The sequence below is a fragment of the Pseudoalteromonas sp. Of7M-16 genome (genome assembly GCF_022347805.1).
Classification (GTDB): Bacteria; Pseudomonadota; Gammaproteobacteria; order Enterobacterales; family Alteromonadaceae; genus Pseudoalteromonas; species Pseudoalteromonas luteoviolacea_F.
The window spans coordinates 16,147-36,773 of record NZ_JAKRFY010000016.1 but is presented as its reverse complement, the minus strand read 5'-3'; the positions used below and the strand labels follow the sequence as shown (position 1 = coordinate 36,773).

Genomic DNA, 20,627 nt, shown 5'->3' with positions numbered 1-20,627 from the left:
TAATTATTTTGAAATTTTAAAAGTTTTACTTTGGCTGAATGCGTCATAATCTGAAATGATCACTTCATCACCTTCTTGAACACCGCTGAGTAGCTCTACGTACTCTACACTCGATGCCCCCACTTGAATATTCATTAATTGCGCAACTTGGTCGCGAATAACAAAGGCTTGTTTACCACCAAAACTGGTTAAAAATGGTCCTCGTTTTACTTGCAGAACCTGCGATTTTTTCTCAAATTCGATTCGCCCATTTATACGTTGGTTTTGGCGCAATTTTACATTGTTGCCAGATGCCAATTTAACTCGCACAGCAACTTGGTTTTGCTTAATTTCTGGTGACACTGAGCTGATCGCACCCTGGTACTGTTGACCTGAAAATGTGATCTCAACATTTAAGCCAATGCCTAAATCATCTGCATAAAACTCAGGCACTTGTAACTCTGCTTCATATTCTGACAAGTCAACTATGCTCATCAAGGCCTGTGCATCTGCCACTTGCTCTTTTTGTTGCACTAGCCAACTTCCCACCACACCATTGACAGGTGCACGTACTTCTAGCGCGCGCTTTCGGCGCTGTAACTCTTGCAATATTTGAGTTTGGCGTTTAACAGATAAGTCACGAGTTTGCGCTTCAAAATCTAGGCGCTTTTTTGCCATGCTGACACGCTTTTGAGCATGTTTGTGCATTAGCTGAGCTTCAAGCAGCGTATCTTGACTGCGCGCATAATCTAACTCACTTATCACTTGTTTATCGAAAGATTCTTGCGAGCGCTGCTGTTCACGCTTTGCAGCATTGAGGCGTACCACAGCTTCATCTAAGCTGCGTTCTAAGTCCAATTGCGCTTCTTCATCTGCCAATGTGCCTCGGTCGGCATCTAACTTCAATTGCGACAATAACGAAGTCTGCTGCTCTATTTGCGCACTCAACTCAGGGCTTTCTAAAGTGGCTATCACTGTGTTTTTTTCAACAGTATCTCCAGGTTTAACTAGTAAAGTAACTTGACCCGGCTCAGGGCTATAGACCTGTGGAGCATTGGCAGCAACCAAACGACCAGATACAGATGCATCTCTAATTAGGTCTTGTTTAATTACCTTAGCGGTAAGCAATTGTGCGTATGAAACCGTTTTGATCCCTGAGTACCATTGACTGATCGCCGGGATAGACAGCACAGTGAAAAGTGTCATAAATACCGCTGACACAACATATTTAAGTTTGCTTTTTGCCTTACTTGGCGCGATGACTTCATCCTGAGACTGAGTTCCTTTAATCATAATCCTATACCTGTTAATTGATATACCTAGGTATAAGCGAGGACAGTGCCAAAATTTTAATAAAAATAAACCATTGAAAAATATACACTTTTATAAATATGGGAAATAATTGGTGTCCGAATGGACACCAGCGCTGTCCAATAGTGTCACAGTGACACGGGTGTGGACACTCAGTGTCCACACCCGTGTCCGTCCACCTGTCCCGTCGCGATTTTCATTAACTTGTCAAAATTTCAACGCGGTGAACTAGGGCTAAATGCACTACAGCGCACCATTGATTCAGCGCTGCAAATACAACTCTTGTTTCCAATAAAGATACTCCTTCAATACTGATCACGCGGTTGTACATGAAATGCGATCAGATCACATGGTCAACAATTGAACAATTCAATCTCATCTTTTAGGGTAAGTACCAACTTAATTCAATAAACCACAATGGAAACAAGGGAATAACTATGCATAAAATTAAACTATTAATCTGTTCAATGTTCGTGGTCTTCGCTAGCAGCGCAAGTGCTTGGACAACCTCTCCAGCAGGTGTAGTGGAAAACTGTACTTGGCAGTATGTAAATACGTATAAAGGGATCGGTGTGTATATTGTTGAATACCGCTCTGTAGGCAGCTGCCGCTACAACACAAAGCTATATGATTACAGAGTGCGTGAGATCCGCTACTACTAATAAACCATCGACAGGATAGCGAGTTGATACACCAGTTCATTATTTCCTAGATATACGCTAGTAAAAGGGAGTTTACTCCCTTATTTACTTTTACGAAGCTTTGATCAAACTACCAGTATTGTATCTAGCAATAAGTTTGATAACACAGCACCATCAGCTCATCGCCAATGGCCATTGTTAACCATGATGTCGTCGTATGTGCGTAATTAATCCGCTGCTATCAAATTCTAGTGACACTATATTGGTTGTTTTGTAGTCGATGGTTTTGTCCAAGTGTGCGGGCTTAGCTTGGCCAGATTCTGTCATTTTAATGATCACGACATTACGTCCAATCATCATATTATTAATTTCAATGTGACTGTGGATGACTTTATCTTTGAGTTTAGCAACCATGTCATCTCGTAGTACGGCTTTACTGGTGTATGTAAAGTTGTATTTAACGTGTTCGTCTACAAATTCATCGGCCAATAATGAGAGAAAATATTCAATATCTTTACGCGTTGAATTTGGCTGTTGGCGTGCATTTTTCGCCGCAACAAACCCATTGGCTTTTGCGACTAGCTGCGCGCGGGTTAGATCACCTTTGGCATATGCCAGACAAGAAATAATAGATAGAATTGTGATTAATAGTGCTTTTTTCACTGCTTGCTTCCTTTCACTGACATTTTGGCGACAGTAATCGCGATTTAAGTCGTTCAATTACGCCGCTCATGCTATTCACTAACTGTGATGTTGATATATTTAGTTAATAGAGAAATGACTAAATTAGCGCCTTCCAAACTAACCTCACATTCCCTTTACTCATATTAAGACCCCGCATGGGGTACAACTCTAATATAAATAACCATAGCTGTAAAATCATGCGCAATATCTCAAGTAAAAGCCCCCTAACTTTGCGCTAACGTCAATTTTTTTTGTATATGAGCCGTGTAACTTGCAAGTATATCAAGCCGCTGTTGGTGACTTTTTTGTTGCACACCATGGGCAATGAATGGCGGGATAATCTCCCAGCCCATGAAGGCAAATACATCCTGATACAAGCCGTCTATTTTTGCTTGATAGTAGTCGAGTTCAGACTGATTTTTAGCCCCTCCAGTTGTGATAGAGTACATCACTTTTTTTGCTTTTAGGGTTGCACCTTCCCCATAGGCAAACCCGGATGTAAGCACTCGGTCAATCCACCCCTTTAAAATGGCCGGAAATGACCACCACCACAGTGGAAATTGCAGCACCAAAACATCACACTCTTTAAGCTTGTTTTGTTCGTGTTTGATTTGCCTAATAAATGCATTGTTTTCCAGCGCAAAACGCTGTGCCTTGGCAAGATTGAAAGACTCTCCATCAGGAAATCCTATCACGTCATCGTGTCCCGCTACGGGGTTAAACAAGTCAGCATATAAATTAGATTCACTATATCTAATGCCCATACCGCTCAAAGTTTCGATGGCAACGCAGTGTAGTGCATAATTGAAAGAAGACTTTTCTGGGTGGGCTATGACTAAGTGGACATGCATTGTGGTTCCTTTGTCAGATATTATCTTTATACTCTATTTAAATCATAGAGTTGTGAATCATGAAAAAGTTCCTCTACAGCGCGCCAAACTAAAACTCATTATTTACACCAGCTCAAACTTGATACTTTTGCAGTTTGTCGGTATCTAATCCCACCTTGTTTCAGTTGATGTTAACCGAACTTAAAGTGTACAAAATACAGCCGATTAAATTCTTTATCATATTTAGGTTAAAGTTTTTTGTCTTTTTTAAAAGCGAGTTAGCTTAACTTTAAGCATGGTGGATTAAAAATAAATATCAAATAAAATCAAAAATATAAATCAATAACTATTGATTAAAAACATTGCTGTTGTCGAAATAAAAATTTAAGAAAGTTAGTTTTTTATACTTGAAACACCTGATCTGAATTTAAACCAAGCCCGTATTGCCGGAAAATTAACCACTCCAATGGAGATGATCGTGAAAGTACTTGCAAAACTGGCTATTGTTGCCATTGTTGGGCTTCTCTCTGCTTGTTCAGATGACGACGACCCAGTTATAACCCCACAGCCACACCAACCAGAAAACTCAGTCTATGACGCTGCAAAAGCAGCAGGGTCATTCAACACCTTAGTTGCAGCGCTCGATGCGACTGGGTTAAACGCAACACTAGATGATACGAACAATAAATTTACCGTGTTTGCACCCACTGATGCTGCTTTCGAATTGTTGGGTACACAGGCCATTAATGACCTGTTAGCTGACACAGATACACTCAGCAAAATTCTAACTTATCATGTGCTCAATTCCGAAGTGAATGCAGAAACGGCGTTGACGCTCGCAGGACAAACAGCTGACACCGTAAACGGGGCAAAAATTGCACTGTCTCTATCTGGTGAAAGTTTGCTGATCAACACCGCAACCGTTACACAAACAGACATTCAAACTGACAATGGTATAATTCATGTTATCGACGCCGTGCTCATGCCACCTGTAGAATCAACACCATCCCAAAATATTGCGGAAGTCGCGACCCAAGCAGGTAACTTTACTACTTTATTGAAGGCGGTCGAAACCGCCGGTCTCACTAGCGCGTTGACAGGCTCTGATCCGCTCACAGTCTTTGCACCCACTGATGCCGCTTTTGCCGCACTCGGGACTAGTACCATCAATACTCTGTTGGCCAACCCCGATGTCCTCGGTGATATCTTAAAGCAACACATCGTTTCGGGCAGCGTGGATGCAGTAACCGCAATGTCACTCAATGGTAAAAACGCCACAACATTGTTGGGTAATCAAAAAAGCGTGGCCATTGACCCGGCAGCTGACATGCTAAAATTCGCTGGGATCAAAGTTACACAAACGGATGTACGCGCATCAAATGGGATTATTCATGTACTGGATGCCGTTGTTGTTGGAGATATAACTGTGCCCGAGTCTCTTGGCTTGATCCCCGAAGTTGCCTCTAACGCCGGTTCATTCAACACCTTGATCAGTCTATTAAGTGCAACCGGTTTGGACCAAACCTTGTCTGATCCCACGGTGAAGTTTACCGTATTCGCGCCAACAGATGACGCTTTTTCAGCGCTTGGACAAGCTACATTAGATGCACTTGGCGCTGACACTGAAATGCTCAAAGATATTTTACTTTATCATGTTGTCTCTGGTCAGAGTGTGATGTCTGACGCAGCTGCCGCAATTGCCTCTTCTCAAGACAATATGGTTACGATGGCCAATACCGATATGGCGGCGCTAAGTACGGTGGATAGTAAGTTATTCATTGACGATGCAGTTATAAGAACAGCCAATGTGAAAGCGGACAATGGTGTTATTCATGTGTTGGATAAGGTCATTATGCCACCAGCTGAGAAAGCAACTTCTAACAAAACAATTGCACAAGTGGCTTCGGAAACCGATGACTTATCAACCTTGGTGACGGCACTTACAGCAGCAAACTTGGTCGATATCCTGTCTGACACAAGTGCTCAGTTCACTGTGTTTGCACCAACCAACCGCGCATTTCAAAAAATTCCAACTGATACACTCAACGCGTTATTGGCCGATCAAGCAGGATTAACCCAAGTACTGACCCAACATTTACTTGCACTCGAAGCGCCTGCTATGACTGCACTTAAGCTCAATGGTAAACAAGTTGAAACGATCGCAAAAAACATGTTGGATATTAGAGTCGTTGACTTTGCAGGAACAACCAATAGCGAAACCGATGCCGTGGCTTACGACGCAAACCAGCAGACTTTGGTCGCAGGCAAAGGGCACGACAAAGCTGGGTTCACGCTATATGTATTTGATAACGACCTGAGCTTTGCACAGAGCCAGTGCAACGACGCATGTGCAGCCGCGTGGCCCCCTGTGATTGCAACACAAGCACAAATCGCCAACATTCCTGGATTGAGTTTGATTGCTCGTCAAGACAGTCAAATGCAAGTCGCCTATTTGGGACGTCCGCTTTATCTGTATGCGTCAGACACAGCACCTGGGGACATGTTAGGCAGCGCTATCAATAATTGGTCGCATATTAGCTTGCCTACATCAGGGCTGCAAATCGAGGGCAGTAATGTGATCCAAAAAGATATTTACACCGCAAATGGGGTGGTGCATTTAATTGATACTGTGATCACATCTGTCGACTAGTTTCCTCTTCCTTTGAGTTAGGTATGGTTGTCTGAATTAGCCAACCATACCTTATTTCGAAAGGTATCTAGATACATTCCCTCTCAAAAGAAGCAACTTTATATTTTTGCTCAAACAGTGCACATGCCCCTAACAATGCTGCATAAGGAAGCTGGCTCACGCGAATATTCAATTGTTTGCACTGCTCATACTGTGTAAATGATGACAGCATATGCTCGCCAAATAAGTCATAGGCTTGGGTTACCGAGCCCCCCAATACAATCACATCTGGATCATAAGCTAGCTGCATATGAGCAAACGCTATTCCAAGGTGCGTACCGAGTTGCTCAAATAATTTCAGCGATTCTACATTGCCTGCTTTGGCCAATTGATATTGAAACGCACCGTCCGTCCCCTGCTGATTAAAAAACTGGCCACTACAATAGTCTTCAATGGTTTTGCCAAGATAAGGCGCACTGCCAAATTCTCCTGCCAACCCATATCGCCCCGTATATAACTTTTCGTCAATCACCACCCCTGCACCAAGCCCTGTACCTAGGCAAACTCCCAATATGTTTTTACACGGCATAAAGTCACCACCATGACTTCCAAAGCGGTACTCACCAAAAGTGAAACAATTGACATCATTATGAACAAGAACAGGGACGTGAAACCGTTGGCTTAACTCCTCAGCCAACTGTACATCGCGCCACGCTGGTATATTTGTAACTTCAAACACTTCTCCGGTGTCACTATTTACAACCCCTGGGATCCCAATGGCTACGCCGATGCAATCCGCAGTTATCGTCATTCTAACAAGCTCGACAATATAGCTAGTCACTTCTTTCTTTGTGCCTGAAGCTGGCACTGGGTAGCGCTTCACCTGCCCTACACGCCCTTGTTTCGCTAAACCACACAATGCTTTAGTACCACCAAGGTCAATACAAACAATCATTCCTGACATCTTATGCTTCCTGCTCTGGTGATTTTCTTTCAAAAAGACGGAATGTATGGTTATTTACCAACGGATTTGATGAATTTGCTATATAAGCCATGTACCCCAAAGGAATAAATAACAAACATAGCGCTAGCGTCAATGAACCAGATATATACGTCACGGCCCCAATTAATGGTGAAGCCACCGCTCCGCCAACAATACCCGTGCATAGGATCCCAGCGATCGCACCGTGTCCTTGAGCAAATGAATTCAGCGCTAATGAAAATAACGCGGACCACATAATGGATAAGAAAAACCCTGCGGCAGGAAATGCAATCAATGCCAGTTCGGCAGAGCCAAATATCGCCATTGCCAAACTCACTCCCGCGCCGAGACAAAACCACACAAGCACCTTGCGCACGTCGAATAACTTCATCAAGACCAAGCCGACCATGCAACCGATTGTCAGCATAAGCCAAAATTGACTCACCACTTTAGCCCCAACACTTTTTGCATCTAGATCATGGGTTTGCTGTAAAAAAATGGCTATGGAATTCGCAATCCCTTGCTCCAAAGCAACATAGGCTGCAATCGCAAAAAAGAACTTTATGACTGTTTTATTCTTAAATAACGCCGTACAGTCACCTAAGGTGTAATTTGCCATGTGCTCGTCGTCAACAACAGCAAAGCGAGTCAGTGCACTCCACACCAACATCGCCAAGCACACCAAAGCAAATAGCCAATACATACTTAGCCACTCCATTTGCGCAGGAACCAGAATACTCATCAAAGAGTTAGAGTTTTGGGCCGTCTCAGATAATCCGACATATACAACTGGTGAGAGGGTCGCGCCAGCACCAAACAGCAATTGCGCCACGACAGATAACACGGCAAAGTGTTCACTGCCACCGGCGCGGCGTAAAAGAGGGTTGATGGCTACTTGTAAAAATGCCATGGCACTGCCAATCATAAATAGGGCAAACATGGCAAGTGCAAAGCTGGGTAAGAGTGCAAAAAGCAGCGAGCCGCTGGCAGCCAAGCTAAAAGCGATCAACATGACAAATTTTTCGCCAATACGCTGCGCTAACAAACCTGCCGGGATAGACATTACGCCATAGGCGGCGAAAAAAGCAAAAGGAAAAAAGCCAGCCAGCGCAATGCCGATATCAAAGCTTTTTATCAATTCAGGAAAGATTGGACCAAGAATATTGGTGATAAAAGAGATCGTAAAGAACGTCGCGAGAACCACAAGCACCGCAGGCAAATTCTTCTTCATTACTAGTACCTTATTTAATAAAAAGGCGATGGCAAAAATAGGATCTGTTTGTTGGCAGACAAATGATCCAAGGGGAATCCGCCATCACCTTAACTCGTCAAATAAGGTTAGTGTGCCGCCAATTAACTTCATATTGCGGCACTATTCAATCCTTTATCAATACAATTCAAGCCCACCAGCAGCAACAGACAACCTACCCCTGTATGTTAGTATTTCCTGTTACCTTGTTTGCACTGATAAGCATGATTGAAAGGCTTGATTTCAATACTGATTTATCACATAACTTTAATTATAGCGTCTGAAATTGTAACCATGGATCGCAGAGGCTGCTGCGCAGTTTTGCTCGTTGAATAGCTTGATTAAAAGTAAATCTAAAGAATTCATATTCGAAACTTAACACTATAACATTCACATTTACCCATCATAAGTATTAGAAAAAATAAAGTTATAGCAACTATATATGGTATCAAATTGGCTTTGTAACTCTCACTTTTGTGCTAAAGCTGTGTCGATTACACTTTAGATATTGTACTATTTTCACCCGGCCAACCGCATAAGCCTACGATGTTAACATCTAGACTTTTCGTTGCTTTGTGACACCAGATAATCGTCATTCCAAGTCCATTTAGACTACTAACTTCAGCCATCATACTTTAGTGATTTAACATTAACATTTTGAAGTATAAGTTTATTTATAATATTGGTATAAACCCCAATCATTTTCTGAATAAGGCTTCTCAGCTATTTTACGCCTTAATTCGCCTCATGATGACTCCCTCTTTATCTCTTGCACTACAACCTATGCCGCTTTGAACTATGTTACTCACTCTGGTTGTGCTTGACATAACTGAGCACCCTTTTACGCTAGTTGCACAACTTTACATAACCAATTGTTCCTTTCTGACAGCCTTAGTAGTATTGATAATTTTTGGCGTATTAACATGATGTATATGCAATTATATTAAGTTGAGATTAAATCCTCAGACTCACAGGCGCAGGCTTCATTTTTGCAATTAGCACCACTGAAGAAACATCATTGGAAATTACTCTGTTGCTAACAAAAAAGGCCGTTAAGGCCTTTGTGCTACGATAATGAAAAGGAAGTTAGTGACTACCAGCGACCACGTACACCCAGAGTAAAGCGGCGCTCATAGATATTTTGTGCCATGCGGTTGTCTTTCCACTGCGCGTATTGTGATTCATACTCTTCGGTCAAGTTGCTGCCTGACATATACACAGTAAGATTGTCATTTATGTCATAACTTGCAGACATATCAATGTAGGTAGTCGGCTCTGTCCAAACACCTATATTACCCATACCACCTGGTGTTGACACCGTATGCAAACGCTTGGAGCGGTAGTTTGCGGCCAATCTGAATTGAAACCCATACTGCTCGTACCATAAAACTGCGTTACCTGATTCTTTAGAGTTGTCTTCAAGCGGCAATGGCTCCCCACCAAAACCTTCTTTGCCACTTTCACTTTCCGAATATGTATAGTTGAATGCAGCGCCAAAGCCACTCCAAAAACCGGGCAAAAAGTCAAAAGCTTGCTGGTAGCTAAACTCCGCACCTTCCATCGTGCCACCTTGACCGTTAATTTGACCATTCACAGTAACATTACGACGCACCACACCATCGCCATCTTCTGCGGCGATCTGCCACTGTGCAGATTCAATAAATGACTCTAAATCAATGTTGAACAATGCAACACTAACCAGCGCACTTGGCGAGAAATACCATTCCAATGTCACATCGGTATTTTCTGCGCGCCAAGGCTCAAGATCTGGGTTACCTTGCATGGTAGCGTTAGTTGCGATCAGTAGATCCGGGCTGATCCCTTCGCTGGCAGCCAACTCATCACCCGCCCTAGCTCGGCTAATCGTAAGACCGCCACCTAGTGACTTTAGGTCCAAACGTGTCATTGTTTTACCCCAAGATGTACGCAAAATTACATCGTCTCTCAGGTTAAACGCCACATTCACAGACGGTAAAAAGTCACTGTAAGAGCGTGCGGTTACAATGTCACCCACATCTTTTGCCACTTCACCAGGACAGTTAGAACAAATAGAATCACCCACTTCGTTTTGTACGATATCAAGATCGGTTTCTATGTATTGAAAACCCACGTTAGCACGATAAAAATCATTTGATAGATCGGCGCGCCAATAAACAGACTGCGTTTGCTCTTCTATTTTATAAGAGCTTCCAGGCACTCCACCTCTGATATTGCCCGGATAGAGCGCATTTTGAAATGCAAACGGATCATCAAGTTGGCGCGGATCAACGAAATAGTATTCACCTAAATTAACTGGACCAAAGTCGCTGTTTTTTTCCACCCACCCTTCTGGCAAACCAGTAAAATTAAATGGTGTATTAGCTCCCATGGTAATATCGCCATCTACGACACTAACTTCCCCATCACCATTTGTATCAAATGCAGCCAATCCCTGATCTTTCCACATGACATTGACACTGCCCTCGCCCACAGGGTTGGAAAAAGGCGCGAGCAAAACAAACTGATCACGTGTTACGTCACGCTGACCAACTCGCACGCCAAATGACATCTTTTCAAGGTGCTTATAGTCAAACTGATACTCACCATCCAATCGCAAAACATCTAAGCTCGCTTCTTCGTCATAGTTATTTTCGGAATAGGTAGAGACAATGGCATAGCGGTTGATATTGGAGCCAAATACCTCTCCTTGCAGCTCACTAGGCCCAGTCAATGAAGGATGTTTGCCTTTGAAATTCAAACGCATCGGAATAGGGTTTGGCCCATACCCGCCAGGATTTACAGCAATTGGACCTGTGCCATCATTTCTTCGTAAGCCATGGGCAAGGCCATTGGTCAGGTAACCCTGAGCGACGTTTTCAGTGTGGCTACGCTCAGCATCCGCAGTAATAAAACGCGCTTTACCGGAAAAATTACCGTCTCCTTTAAATTCTAACTCAAAATTAAAGTTTGTTGACTCACGCTGGTTAGTATGACTTTCTGAGTGGGACACAACACGCGGTGAATTGAGCGTTATATCTTGCGCTGTATACAGGTTGTGGCCATTATCTAGCACACCCCGGTTAATGGGGTCATGCTGATCTTGCCAGTGCCAGTGACCGCCCCAAGCATTGTCAGCTGTGATCCCTTTATGACGATCAGCATCATCCATATCCGTATAAAAAACATCACTACTGAAGGTCCAGTTGTCACTTAACTGAGCTTGGAAGCTTACCGTTGCGCCGAGGCGCTCACGCTCAGTGAAGCGGTTCATAATACCGTAACTCACATAAGTGAATTCGGCATCATCAGAGTCCCCATCACCATTCATATCCTGTTTGGGACAAAACCAACATGACACTTCTTCGTGGTTTTCAAACGGCGCATATGCCCAACCATCATCAGTCGAACCATAGCGGTAGTTTGCCAGGTTTGCCTCATCGTACGAAAGGGTAGCCAGCACCGCAAAGCGGTCACCGTTATAGCCTGCGGACACCATAAACTTTGGATCTGTTTCTTCTGAGTATGACCCCGTTGAAGCCTCCGCCAGTGCCGCACCACTGAACCCCTCTTCCAGATCAAAGGGTTTACGCGTTAATAAATCAACCGTACCGGATATACCACCTGCAAGGGTGTCTGCGGTTGGCGATTTCATCACGTTCATAGAGCCAACCAAGCTGGAGGGAATATCGGTGAAGTCCGGCTGCACTTTAGTGATAGAGCCTGCACTTAAAAATTGCTCTCCGTTAAGCAAGGTTGTTACCTGAGGCATACCACGGACATTGATAGTAGAACCTTCACCAGCACTGCGACGAATTTGGATCCCCGGAACACGTTGCAGAGAGTCAGCAATGGTTATATCCGGTAATTTACCGATATCTTCAGCTGTAATAGAGTCAACCACACCATCGGCAAATCGCTTGGTATTTAAACTTCGTTCGGTAGAGGCTCTGATCCCGCGAACCTCGATAACTTCAACTTGCTCTGCTTGAACACCTGCATCTTCTGCATATGCGCCTACAGACAGAACAGCAGCCATAACAGCAAAAGATACGCGTGACCGTTTAAATGGAGATAAATTATGTTTCATCACTTTTCTCTCTGATCTATTTTTTTATCTGTTTTTGAAAAGAAAATTAGAGAAAACTCAACACTTATTAACTAAGTAAACACCTTGACCTAGTCGCCCAAGGGTACTGAGCGCCTGAATAAATCACGTAACGAAAAATGCTACTTAAAATTAACAACTCTAATTTCAACCTTTACATATTTGAGCAGTCAGGGAGACAAGATGTTTGCATTTTCTATCTCATACAGGTACAAATCTATCAATAAACAGCGCTGTCATCTCAGTGGATGAACCTTTATTAGGTATTAATCGTGAAAAACATGGCAGTTCCCGAGGTGAATATGAAGTGGATAGATAAGTATTATGATTGATTTGAAATGTATCACCACGTTTTACATAGGTGATTGAGTATTTAAATATATGTAACAAAGAGTAATAACGCTTAAAGGCTTAAGCGTCGAATAATTACCTTACAACATGTGCTCGTTAAATATTTTTAAAACATATAAAGAACAAAAATTAAGGACAATATTATGAGAGCGATGTGCGAAAAAATCATACCTTCAACCAATTGTTCTTGGCGATACTGTTTATACCAGTTAAATGAAATTCCATTCAATTGGCACTATCACCCAGAGTATGAGATATGCCTCACATTAAATAGTAAAGGTGTGTGTCATATTGGCGACTATATTGCGCCATTCGGTGACTATGACTTAGTCTTATTAGGACCTGAACTCCCCCATACATGGCAGTCAAAACCTAATTATGATGGCAGTATGCAAAAAGTATATGTCGCACAGATCCCAGCACTTTGGCTAGAGCAGCAACTGCGACTCAACAAAGAGTTTGAAAGTTTGCACACCCTGCTGCACAAGGCAAAATGCGGATTAAAGTTCAGTGAACACCTTGCTAGGACCACTGAGCAACTGTTTATCCAGATGGCTGAAGCTAACCCTCTAGAGCGATATGTACTGTTATTTAATATGCTCAACTTGATGGCGACCAGCGACTATGACACGCTTTCTAGTATGGAGTTTAGCTACGCTAATCAACAAGATCCGGCGAAAGACAAATTTGACCGCGTGATCAACTTCATCTATGAAAACTATACTGAGCAATTAAATGCGGACCTATTAGCTGAGCAAGCCCACATGAGTACCAACCATTTCCATCGATTCTTTAAAAAGCGCACCGAAAAAACAGTCACAGAATTTATCAATCAGTTACGTATTGCCAGAGCCTGTAAATTACTGATCAGTTCTAAAGCACCCATTACTGTGATCAGCGATCAATGCGGGTTTAATAACCTGTCAAACTTTAACAGGCGGTTTCTTGCGATTAAGGCCTGCACCCCGAGTCAATTTCGCTCTCGAATACAGCACAAAGCCCTGCTGTAAAAATGCTTTATCCACAAGCTAACAACTGACTTTAACACTAGGATTGTCAAAAAGGGGTCAGTTCAGGGTAAAGTCAGTTGTCACTAGGTAATTTGCACACAAAATAAAAATAGATCCAAGGAACAACCATGCGGTTTCAACTCTGTGCGCTGCTCGCCAGCGGGCTAATACTCTCCACTTCTCATGACACCTTTGCCGAAGAAGGGTGTCAAAAAGATCAACGCTGTACCATGGTGGTTTACAGTGAACAAACAGATAAATGGCAAGTCATCAATAAGTCCCGGGCAGAACGTGCTTTTAGCCCTTTCTCTACATACAAGATCCCCAATACGCTGATTTTGCTTGAAGAGCAAAAAATTGATACCAAGACAAGCTATAAAGTTGATACCCAAGCATACCCGGTAAAGAAATGGTGGCCGAGTGTCTGGCAAAGTGACGATATTAAAGTGAAGGATGCATTTAGCTACTCAGTGCTCCCCTTATACCAAATGTGGACCAATTCACTAAGCAAGCCCGAAATAAAGACCTATTTGTCACAATTTAACTATGGAAACCAAGATATCAACGGTCCGCTAGACGAGTTTTGGCTCAATTCAAGCCTGCAAATCTCAGCAATGGAACAAATTGAATTCTTACGTCAACTCGACGATAAAACGCTTGGATTAAGCAAGCAAACTTACCAAACTTTCGATGCGATTTTCTTAAAACAAAGTACACCTGAGTATCAGCTATACGCTAAAACAGGAACAGGCCCTATTGCTAAAAAAACATACTTAGGTTGGTATGTAGGTAAAATAGAAAACGCCCAAGGAACACACTATTTTGCATTTAATATGCATGCCCCCTCATTCAAAGAAATGGTGAATGTACGTGTGGATAAAGCACATGCAACGCTCAAGGCACTGAAGATAATTTAAAAGAGCAACACCGTTTCACGCACAAAAAAAGAGGTAACTTCGTTACCTCTTTTTTAATTTCCTAAGCAAGTTTTCTCAATAAGCCTTGGGTGTTTTGCCGCATCGTACTGGCCACCATAAAGTAACCTATCGCAGCCACAAACAAGGCACCACTTGCAGGACCCAATGCCCAAATATATGGATGCAGCTTACCGTCTACTTCAAACAACTCTCGTTGGATGATAAGTAAAGTGACGTCACTGACCAAGGCAGCAACAAAGCCCGCCAAAGCACCCAATAGTAAAAACTCATACAAGGTTGCCAATTTAATCAAGCGTCCACGTGCGCCTAAAGTACGCAAAATAACGATCTCCTGCATACGCTCGGCTAGGCTCGCCTGTACCTGAGATATCAGTACTAAAGCACCACTGGTTAACACGATAGCCAATACGAAACTGATAGCCAAAGACACTTGGGCAATCATTGACTGCGCTTGCTCTAAACGACTTTTAATATCAATCATACTCACTGTAGGGTGCTGCCTAAGTAGCGTACTGACGGTTTTTTCATCTCCTTCACCAAATTGCGCTGCACTGAAATAAGTCACAGGAAATTTACCCGCGACAGGAGGGTTAAATATCATCACAAAATTGGGCTTAAGCGATCCCCAGTCAACGCTGCGAAGACTGGTAACCTTAGCATCAAAACTGCGCTCATTTACTAAGAATGTCAGCGTATCACCAACTTCAATCCCTATCCCTTGCGCCATTCCTCGAGAAACAGACACTTCTAATTCAGTACTATCCGCATCGAACCATGTGCCATCGACCACTTCATTGCCATCTGGTAGCTGCGTCATCCAAGTCAGATTCAGCTCTCGACCAGCCCCTTCAGTAGCCTCTTCATCTTGCTCTTCACCTTCTTGCTTTGATGTACTGCGCGCAAATTTTTCTCCATTTAATGCATTCGCACGACCTCGGAATATAGGGAAAAACTCTGTATGCGTAATTTGATTTTGTGTGAAGAAGTCCTGGATATCACTGACTTCTGATTCGTTTATATTAATCAGAAAGGCATTGGGAGCATCCGCAGGTACTTGCATTTGCCAATCAGAAATCAGGTCATTTTTGAGCACAAATAAAAACAACATAAGCTTTATCGCCAAAGCAAAGCTGATCAACTGTACAGCATTTGCGTTGGCACGCTTTTGTAAGGTCGCAATGGCCAAAGACCAGCTGCTGCCAGGGCTCAAGCCTAGTTTTCTGCCAGCACTAAACAGCAACCTCGAGACGCCAAACAACACCAGCATCAATATTGCGGTCCCACCAAAGAGAAAAAGGGTTGTTTTTAACTCTCCACTGAAAAACCACATCAAGGCAAAAATAGTGGTCACAGACAGTGCCATATGAACTCTACTCACAGCCAGTTTATCCCCTAAATTACGACGTAAAACGCGCAGTGGCGGGATATCAAATAAATCGAGTAGAGGCTTCAATGAAAACATCAATGCGCACACCACACCAATGGTAATGGCTAAAAACCACGGCTTGAAACCCGCAGCAGGTAATTGCGTGTCCATAAAGCTGGCGAGATAATCAGTCGCCACAGCTTGCAACCCATAGCCAATTACTATGCCTATTGAGACTGAAAAAGCTGTCACCATAGAGAGATGAAGCAAAAAGATATTGCGAATTGTAGCTCGACTACCACCGAGTGTTTTCATCATGGCAACCGGATCGTACTGACGCTCACAGTAACGCTTCGCAGACACAGCCATTGCTACCGCTGCTAGCATTATTCCGAATAACCCAGCTAGCAATAAGAAGCTCTCTGAACGCGCAAGGTTCTCACCTAGTGGCGACTGACGATCTTTTATTCCCTGCCACCTTTGATTTTCTCTCAATTGAGGCTTCAGCCACCCATAATAATCTGTCAACAGTGCTTCATCACCCGAAAATAACATGCGATAAAACACTCGGCTTCCTGGCTGGACCGCCTGTGTTGTCTCAATATCGGTGTAATTTAGTAAAACACGTTTATTCCCCGCCAACGAGAAAAATGGTGCATCTGGTTCACTGACAAGGATTTTACTGGCGCGGAACATACCTACGCCAATTTCAACTTGGTCACCAACATCTAAGCCTAGACTATAAAACATCCCTTCACTGAGCCAGACCTCGCCAGGTTTAGGTACATCTCGCACCTCATATTCTGCTTGGGCAAAATCATCTTTGAGCTTGACCAAACCCCTTAAAGGATAACCATTAGACACCGCTTTAATCGAGCCCAATACCAATTCATCATTGGCAAACAGCATAGAGTCAAAAAACATTTGTCGTGCCGTGTTCAGACCTAAACGTTCAGCTTCAAGAATATAATCATCATTTAAAGCATGGTTGCTCACTAAACGCCTATCAGCAGCAATAAAGTCTGCTGATTTTTGCTCAATGTTCATCCGAATGCGCTCTGTCACAGATGACAAGCTAAATACTGTTAGTACAGCAAGGGCTATCGCCGCAAAAATAATGGTCAACTCACCACGACGCAGCTCTCGCCAAAATAAAGTGAGTGCTAACTTAAACCACATGAACTGTTGCTCCTTCACCATCGCGTATTTTTTCTAGCTGGCCACCCTCGATGTGAATAATCCGATCGCACTGCCGAGCGAGCGCTTCATCATGGGTAACCAGAATTAATGTAGTCCCATTTTGCTTGTTGAGGTCGAAAAGTAGCTTTTCTATCAGGTGACCATTTTTACTGTCTAAGTTTGCCGACGGTTCATCAGCAAACAGGATTTTGGGCGAACCGATGAAGGCCCGCGCTATCGCTACTCGTTGTTGCTCTCCGCCAGAAAGTTGCGACGGATAGTGACTAACTCGATGGGATAGGCCTACTTTTTCGAGTAATTCCGAGGCCTGTTGTTTCGCGCCGCTATCACCAGCCAACTCGGCGGGCAGCATCACATTTTCCAGCGCTGTTAAGCTTTGCACCAACATAAACGATTGAAATACAAAGCCCACTTTTTCTGCTCGTAGGCGCGCACGCTCTTCTTCATCTAATTTGTGTAGTGCCGCACCGTCCAAAAATACTTCACCAGCCGTTCCTGTATCCAGTCCAGCAAGCAAACTGAGTAGCGTAGATTTACCTGAGCCGGACGTGCCCACAATCGCAACAGACTCTCCTGACTTGACAGTGAAATTGATATCGCTAAGGATATCTAAGTCACCTTCAAAGGTACTGACTGTTTTGTTAAGTCCTTTGACCTGAATAACATTTAACTGAGAAAGTACTGACATGATTCGAATTTTCCTAAAACTTGTGCTGTTCCTCGCATGCCTCAATCAACCCTTTGGGGCAACAGCTAGCGAGACTAAAATTATGATCATAGGTGATAGCTTAAGTGCGGGCTACGGACTTAAACAAGACCAAGACTGGGTTAATTTGTTACAAAATAAGTACGCTGAAACGAAAAAATCGATCTCATTAATCAATATGAGTGTCTCTGGCCAAACCACGGACAATGCGCTGCTCACCATTGACGCCCAACTTAAAGCGCACCAACCTAGCCATGTATTAATCGAATTAGGCGGAAATGATGGTATTCGCGGTTTTCCAATTAAACTGATCCGCAAGCACCTCACAGAGTTGGTTGCAAAAAGTAAAAACAGTGGCGCAAAAGTCGCGTTAATGGAAATTCAAATTCCGCCAAACCTAGGCCCAAGATACACCAAAATGTTTACCGGTAACTATCAAAAGGTAGCTAAAGACACAGGGGCTTATTTGATGGATTATTTTATGGTGCCGATTGCAATCGACAAGTCGTTAATGCAAAACGACAACCTGCATCCCAATGAAAAAGCCCAGCCGCTTATTAGAGACTTTATGGAAAAGCAATTTGATGTATGGCTGAGTAAATCATAACAGGCTGAATTAACAGATATACCGTTGTACCCAATTGCGCTTTTGGGTACAATTTAGTCGTGATTTTAGTGTTAAATGACCCATCTGAAAGTCAAAATTCACTCCCCTTTATGGAAACGCTATATAATTAAGGAAATTAAAATGAAGAAGTATTGTGTAACTGCGCTGGTCGTCGCGACCTTATCAGGCTGTGCATCAGTTGACATGCAAAGTTATGTTGATCCGAAATTTAAAGCCACCCAATATTCAAGTTTAATGGTTGACGCTGCACTTACTGACTTAACCATGAAAACACTCATTGAGGACAGAGTTTGTAAACAAATCAACCTCAAACTCAGTTCAGTTAAGTGTGTCAAAGCAATCGACGTCTTCCCCCCAACACGAGAGTTCAATCAGCATACTTGGCAACAAGCGTTTGCAAAAACAGGTGCACAAGCGCGATTACAAATAGAGCTACTATCACAAGAAAGCCAAACCTCACATGCTTTCAACGCCAACTCGACAACACCTTCTTACTCATCAGTAGGCACCCCCTCTACTAACTATACGTCGTATACCACAGTGCACCTGACCGACAAGTTTCAAATTACTTTGTTCGACAAAGGGGATCAAAATAAAGCCATGACAGCAACAGGAGTTGTAAAAGCGCAGAAAACCATTCGAGATCACAACAAGACCATCGCATCGATGCTATCAGAACGAATTACACAAGAGCTCCTCGATAAGGGCTTAGTTAAGCAGCCTACATCTGTAAAACTATAACTGGGTAAGCAAAGGCTGAAACTTGAGGCACAGGCCTCAAGCTTCTAATTTTTTGGGCAGGTGAGGTGGAATGCACTTCCCTGTTCGCTGCTATCTAGCGACAAGTGAATATCCAACCTCTGACACAACCTGAAAACAATCGATAAGCCCATACCTAGCCCAGTGCTCGAGTCACCCTTTATCCCCGATTCAAAAATTCGCCCTTGTATGTCACTCGGGATCCCCTGACCTGTATCAATAATACTCAAGGTATTGTTGGAAAAGCGCACCGTAACCGTGCCTTTTTCTACATGGGAAAATGCATTTCCAATCAGGTTGCTTAATATCAAGTTTAAAGCACTTTCACCAAGCGCAATGGTTGCACTACTTGGTACGTCAATCTCTACCGAAATATCTTTACTGTCAATTTTATGGGCTTGTTGCAAGACACAGCTTTCAACCAAGGGAAGTAACTTTACTTCTGTTTGGTTAATCGTCTCTTCTCTGGCTAATGCTAACAAGGTTTCAACGCTTTGCGCCATTTGCGCCTGTGCAGATACAGCTCGCTCTACCAAGGCTTGTTGTTTATCATTCAATGCTTCTTGCTGTAGCAAGGTCAGCGCCCCTTGTGTGACCGCAATGGGAGTGCGCAGCTCATGTGACGCATCTCTGGTAAATGCTTGCTCTCTATCAATAAATTGACGAATTCGATCCAGAGCCTGTTCAAGCGTACGTGCAAAACCGCCTATCTCATCATTCACGAATTGATTGGAAAAATTCTGTGGCAGCTTTTCAACGGGTGCCTGCGCAACAATATCAACCAACCGATCGAGGGGTTTAAGCAGCTTCTTAGCCATGGCAAGTGACAAATAGGCCAGCAATATGGCAACAATCAACACGATTACGAGCGCCACCAGCAAGAAGTTAAACATGCCCATTTTTATTTTTCTCACTACCAGCTGCTCACTGACCTCGGCCAGTAAAACGCCTTTATCTAACCACATTAGGTGATAGTGCTTATCGTCTATTGAGGCAAATTCAACAGCGCGTGGCTCCTCGATCAATGCCTCTTTTATAAACGAGGGCAATTGCTGCTTATGCTCCAAATATTGAATAAAATCAAGTCGAGGTTGAGGTGTATTGCCTAAGTTCAACTGCTTGGAGACATATGCGGCTTCATCTTTGAGCAATACATTAAATAGGTGATCCTCGATTGTATATGCAAAAAGAAAACAGACGAATCCAAACAAAAAACTGATAAATACTGATATGCCAACAAAATAGGCAATGATTCTAGTGCGTAATTGACGAGCTTTCAT

The 20,627-nt window shown here is 43.1% G+C and carries 15 protein-coding genes; 6 read left to right on the top strand and 9 right to left on the bottom strand.

The annotated features are described in order from the left end of the window. Positions 1 to 3 precede the first annotated feature (3 nt). Complete coding sequence (locus tag MHN81_RS16495; protein ID WP_239426242.1) at positions 4 to 1,272, bottom strand: HlyD family efflux transporter periplasmic adaptor subunit; 1,269 nt, start codon at positions 1,270 to 1,272, stop codon at positions 4 to 6. 455 nt (positions 1,273 to 1,727) lie between these two features. Here MHN81_RS16495 and MHN81_RS16490 point away from each other — a divergent pair, with 455 nt between their 5' ends. After that, complete coding sequence (locus MHN81_RS16490) at positions 1,728 to 1,952, top strand: hypothetical protein (RefSeq protein ID WP_023398235.1); 225 nt, start codon at positions 1,728 to 1,730, stop codon at positions 1,950 to 1,952. A gap of 177 nt (positions 1,953 to 2,129) precedes the next feature. Here MHN81_RS16490 and MHN81_RS16485 read toward each other — a convergent pair whose 3' ends face one another. Further along, complete coding sequence (locus MHN81_RS16485; protein WP_239426241.1) at positions 2,130 to 2,594, bottom strand: nuclear transport factor 2 family protein; 465 nt, start codon at positions 2,592 to 2,594, stop codon at positions 2,130 to 2,132. A 245-nt stretch (positions 2,595 to 2,839) separates the two neighbouring features. Next, the gene (locus MHN81_RS16480) at positions 2,840 to 3,466 is read right to left on the bottom strand and encodes an NAD(P)H-dependent oxidoreductase (protein WP_239426240.1); all 627 of its coding nucleotides are present in this window, start codon (positions 3,464 to 3,466) and stop codon (positions 2,840 to 2,842) included. Between the two features lie 451 nt (positions 3,467 to 3,917). Here MHN81_RS16480 and MHN81_RS16475 point away from each other — a divergent pair, with 451 nt between their 5' ends. Next, positions 3,918 to 6,095, top strand: a complete 2,178-nt coding sequence (locus MHN81_RS16475; protein ID WP_239426239.1) for a fasciclin domain-containing protein — start codon at positions 3,918 to 3,920, stop codon at positions 6,093 to 6,095. Positions 6,096 to 6,162: 67 nt separating this feature from the next. Here MHN81_RS16475 and MHN81_RS16470 read toward each other — a convergent pair whose 3' ends face one another. From MHN81_RS16470 to MHN81_RS16460, 3 genes are all read right to left on the bottom strand, one after another. Further along, positions 6,163 to 7,038 (bottom strand): ROK family protein, encoded by an 876-nt coding sequence (locus tag MHN81_RS16470; RefSeq protein ID WP_023398239.1) that lies wholly within the window; start codon positions 7,036 to 7,038, stop codon positions 6,163 to 6,165. Position 7,039: 1 nt separating this feature from the next. Then, complete coding sequence (locus MHN81_RS16465; protein WP_239426238.1) at positions 7,040 to 8,287, bottom strand: MFS transporter; 1,248 nt, start codon at positions 8,285 to 8,287, stop codon at positions 7,040 to 7,042. A gap of 1,111 nt (positions 8,288 to 9,398) precedes the next feature. Next, entirely contained in the window at positions 9,399 to 12,371 is a 2,973-nt protein-coding gene (locus MHN81_RS16460; RefSeq protein WP_239426237.1) for a TonB-dependent receptor, read from the bottom strand. Positions 12,372 to 12,883: 512 nt separating this feature from the next. Here MHN81_RS16460 and MHN81_RS16455 point away from each other — a divergent pair. Next, positions 12,884 to 13,750 (top strand): AraC family transcriptional regulator, encoded by an 867-nt coding sequence (locus MHN81_RS16455; protein WP_239426236.1) that lies wholly within the window; start codon positions 12,884 to 12,886, stop codon positions 13,748 to 13,750. A 128-nt stretch (positions 13,751 to 13,878) separates the two neighbouring features. Next, positions 13,879 to 14,667 carry a serine hydrolase gene (locus MHN81_RS16450; RefSeq protein WP_023398243.1) on the top strand — a complete coding sequence of 263 codons (789 nt, stop codon included), beginning with the start codon at positions 13,879 to 13,881 and terminating at the stop codon, positions 14,665 to 14,667. Between the two features lie 61 nt (positions 14,668 to 14,728). On the opposite strand, the gene MHN81_RS16445 is transcribed toward MHN81_RS16450, so the two are convergent. Together MHN81_RS16445 and MHN81_RS16440 are read right to left on the bottom strand one after the other, a co-directional pair. Then, positions 14,729 to 17,233, bottom strand: a complete 2,505-nt coding sequence (locus MHN81_RS16445) for an FtsX-like permease family protein (RefSeq protein ID WP_023398244.1) — start codon at positions 17,231 to 17,233, stop codon at positions 14,729 to 14,731. Beyond that, a complete protein-coding gene (locus MHN81_RS16440) occupies positions 17,223 to 17,942 on the bottom strand; it encodes an ABC transporter ATP-binding protein (protein ID WP_023398245.1) in 720 nt (239 codons plus the stop codon). The genes MHN81_RS16445 and MHN81_RS16440 overlap by 11 nt, the downstream gene beginning before the upstream one ends. Between MHN81_RS16440 and MHN81_RS16435 the strand changes: the two genes are divergently transcribed. Together MHN81_RS16435 and MHN81_RS16430 are read left to right on the top strand one after the other, a co-directional pair. Next, positions 17,941 to 18,567, top strand: a complete 627-nt coding sequence (locus MHN81_RS16435; RefSeq protein ID WP_036975387.1) for an arylesterase — start codon at positions 17,941 to 17,943, stop codon at positions 18,565 to 18,567. The genes MHN81_RS16440 and MHN81_RS16435 overlap by 2 nt on opposite strands. A 141-nt stretch (positions 18,568 to 18,708) precedes the next feature. After that, positions 18,709 to 19,329, top strand: coding sequence for a hypothetical protein (locus MHN81_RS16430; RefSeq protein WP_023398247.1), 621 nt, complete (start codon positions 18,709 to 18,711; stop codon positions 19,327 to 19,329). A 44-nt stretch (positions 19,330 to 19,373) separates the two neighbouring features. Here the strand turns inward: MHN81_RS16430 and MHN81_RS16425 are convergent, their stop codons facing one another. Further along, entirely contained in the window at positions 19,374 to 20,627 is a 1,254-nt protein-coding gene (locus MHN81_RS16425) for a HAMP domain-containing sensor histidine kinase (RefSeq protein WP_023398248.1), read from the bottom strand.

Bases quoted from the DNA above. Each gene is read 5' to 3' on its own strand.
- MHN81_RS16495 (WP_239426242.1), bottom strand. From the start codon at position 1,272: ATGATTAAAGGAACTCAGTCTCAGGATGAAGTCATCGCGCCAAGTAAG.
- MHN81_RS16490 (WP_023398235.1), top strand. From the start codon at position 1,728: ATGCATAAAATTAAACTATTAATCTGTTCAATGTTCGTGGTCTTCGCT.
- MHN81_RS16480 (WP_239426240.1), bottom strand. From the start codon at position 3,466: ATGCATGTCCACTTAGTCATAGCCCACCCAGAAAAGTCTTCTTTCAAT.
- MHN81_RS16475 (WP_239426239.1), top strand. From the start codon at position 3,918: ATGATCGTGAAAGTACTTGCAAAACTGGCTATTGTTGCCATTGTTGGG.
- MHN81_RS16470 (WP_023398239.1), bottom strand. From the start codon at position 7,038: ATGTCAGGAATGATTGTTTGTATTGACCTTGGTGGTACTAAAGCATTG.
- MHN81_RS16465 (WP_239426238.1), bottom strand. From the start codon at position 8,287: ATGAAGAAGAATTTGCCTGCGGTGCTTGTGGTTCTCGCGACGTTCTTT.
- MHN81_RS16460 (WP_239426237.1), bottom strand. From the start codon at position 12,371: ATGAAACATAATTTATCTCCATTTAAACGGTCACGCGTATCTTTTGCT.
- MHN81_RS16455 (WP_239426236.1), top strand. From the start codon at position 12,884: ATGAGAGCGATGTGCGAAAAAATCATACCTTCAACCAATTGTTCTTGG.
- MHN81_RS16450 (WP_023398243.1), top strand. From the start codon at position 13,879: ATGCGGTTTCAACTCTGTGCGCTGCTCGCCAGCGGGCTAATACTCTCC.
- MHN81_RS16445 (WP_023398244.1), bottom strand. From the start codon at position 17,233: ATGTGGTTTAAGTTAGCACTCACTTTATTTTGGCGAGAGCTGCGTCGT.
- MHN81_RS16435 (WP_036975387.1), top strand. From the start codon at position 17,941: ATGATTCGAATTTTCCTAAAACTTGTGCTGTTCCTCGCATGCCTCAAT.
- MHN81_RS16440 (WP_023398245.1), bottom strand. From the start codon at position 17,942: ATGTCAGTACTTTCTCAGTTAAATGTTATTCAGGTCAAAGGACTTAAC.
- MHN81_RS16430 (WP_023398247.1), top strand. From the start codon at position 18,709: ATGAAGAAGTATTGTGTAACTGCGCTGGTCGTCGCGACCTTATCAGGC.
- MHN81_RS16425 (WP_023398248.1), bottom strand. From the start codon at position 20,627: ATGAAAGCTCGTCAATTACGCACTAGAATCATTGCCTATTTTGTTGGC.